At 47.5% G+C, this 1,852-nt stretch carries 2 protein-coding genes; one reads left to right on the forward strand and one right to left on the reverse strand.

What is annotated here, in order from left to right; all coding sequences use genetic code 11:
• Positions 1-404 precede the first annotated feature (404 nt).
• Positions 405-1,367: an NAD(P)/FAD-dependent oxidoreductase gene (locus tag LKK83_RS00655; RefSeq protein WP_324628800.1), complete on the forward strand. Its 963-nt coding sequence runs from the start codon at positions 405-407 to the stop codon at positions 1,365-1,367.
• 113 nt (positions 1,368-1,480) lie between these two features.
• On the opposite strand, the gene folK is transcribed toward LKK83_RS00655, so the two are convergent.
• Positions 1,481-1,714: a 2-amino-4-hydroxy-6-hydroxymethyldihydropteridine diphosphokinase gene (gene folK, locus LKK83_RS00660; RefSeq protein WP_442957258.1), complete on the reverse strand. Its 234-nt coding sequence runs from the start codon at positions 1,712-1,714 to the stop codon at positions 1,481-1,483.
• Positions 1,715-1,852 lie beyond the last annotated feature (138 nt).

Genomic DNA, 1,852 nt, shown 5'->3' on the forward strand with positions numbered 1-1,852 from the left:
GACCGCAAGCTGACATGCCGGCGATCGCTCGTTTTCCTTCCGGGGTTGAATGATTTTGAGGCACCTCTCGAACAGTTGGGGCACTCACCGCGATCGCTTTGAACTGTGGGGTCTAGAGGTCCGGTGGCGATCGCGCTTAACCAATCAACCCCTCCCAAATACGTCACCGAGGCCAAGTTCCTCTACCGACTGTAAAGATTTATGAAGTTGGCTTGCTTTGAAGAGCAAATCCATATAGGTTTAGAGGTACAAATACTCGATAATCTCGCGCGGGGGCAAAATAAAACGCAGTTAAATTAACGCAGAAGTGAAGACTAAAGGAGCGGATCTCCAAATGGAAATAGTAGCTGGGCGTGAGATTGGCATGAAGCAAGACAGGTATTGTATGGTTTAGGAGTTGTGTGATGAAAAAGGTGATTGCGATCGTTGGCGGTGGTCCGGCGGGTATGTCCTGCGCCCTGTGGTTGAAGAACCTTGGGTTTTGCCCGATTATCATCGAAAAGAACCCACAACTTGGAGGGTTGCAAAACATTAACCCCTTTCACAACACATGGATTTTGGGAATATGGGGAAGAACTGGAAAAAACCTGGCGCAGGAATTGCGCCAACATCTTGAAATAGAATGTATTTCGACGCTGCTAGATTCTCAAGTGCAACGCATTACCAAGGGAGATAATTTTAAAATTTGCACGGCAGATTATGAACTTACCGCGCAGGCCATTGTTATTACCACAGGTCAAAGATTTAAAGGGTACGAAACAATAAAATCAATTCCCGGAAGTCATCAGCTTTTGCGATCGCCGCGCGTCTGCTTTAATCCCGGTGCTATTCCCACTACTCACGGACAAGTAGTTGCAGTGGTGGGTGGTGGCGATAACGGACTCGGGATAGCTATCAGACTTGCAGATACGGCCAAACATATTCACCTATTCGTTCGCTCTAAGCTGCAGGGATTCACTATGAATCAAAATTTGATTCTTCGGGGAGTTGAAGCCGGAAAAATAACCCTGCACAAATCAGCAATTATTCAGAGTTTCGAGCGACTTGGGGAGAAAATTAAGATAGTTTTCAAAGAATCAAATAATCAAGAGCGCGAACTACTATTCGACTCTTTGTGTTTCCGGATGGGTTTTGCTCCCAACACAGAGGAAATCGTTCAATTATTCGAGGAAGGAGGAATGGGTTCTCTGGAACTGAACGCCGGCGGATATATCGCCACGGATGCATTTTTGCGAACACCTATACCGAACGTTTATGCGGCAGGAGATGTGGCCAATCCTCGAGACCCCTGTGTGGCAACAGCAGTGGCTCACGGTGCAATTGTAGCGCGAAGTATAGACGAGGATTTGCGATCCGAGCAGATCTAGGGGCGATCGCCTCCTAACTTAACCCCAGAAGCATCCACCTTTGGCTCCAATTCGCTAATCGTCAATTAAGAAACCAGTTCGATCCACTCCGGGGCAATTTCTGCCAATGGGACTCATACAAAAGCTCTTTCTCGCATGCGTGGATGAGGGATTTGCAATTCCGGGGAGTCCAGGATTAAATCCCCAAATAAAATCACATCTAAATCTAAAGTTCTCAGTTCCCAACGTTCTTCTCGAACGCGACCAAACTGGTTTTCAATTTCGAGCAAAGTTGCGCGTAATTTTTGGGGAGAGAGGGTTACATCTAACAGCGCCCAGCGATTGTTAACCGACGTCAGAGGTGACAGACCGGGAGCGGTTACAGTTGACGCCCTATTTTACCACAGATGGGCTGTCATTCATCATCAAAGTTGTGGTGAATTGAGCGATTGAGTTTGTCAGCAAGGAGGGAGACCGCAAGCTGACATGCCGGCGATCGCTCGTTT

This window comes from Phormidium sp. CCY1219 (assembly GCF_035615515.1).
Classification (GTDB): domain Bacteria; phylum Cyanobacteriota; class Cyanobacteriia; order Cyanobacteriales; family Laspinemataceae; genus CCY1219.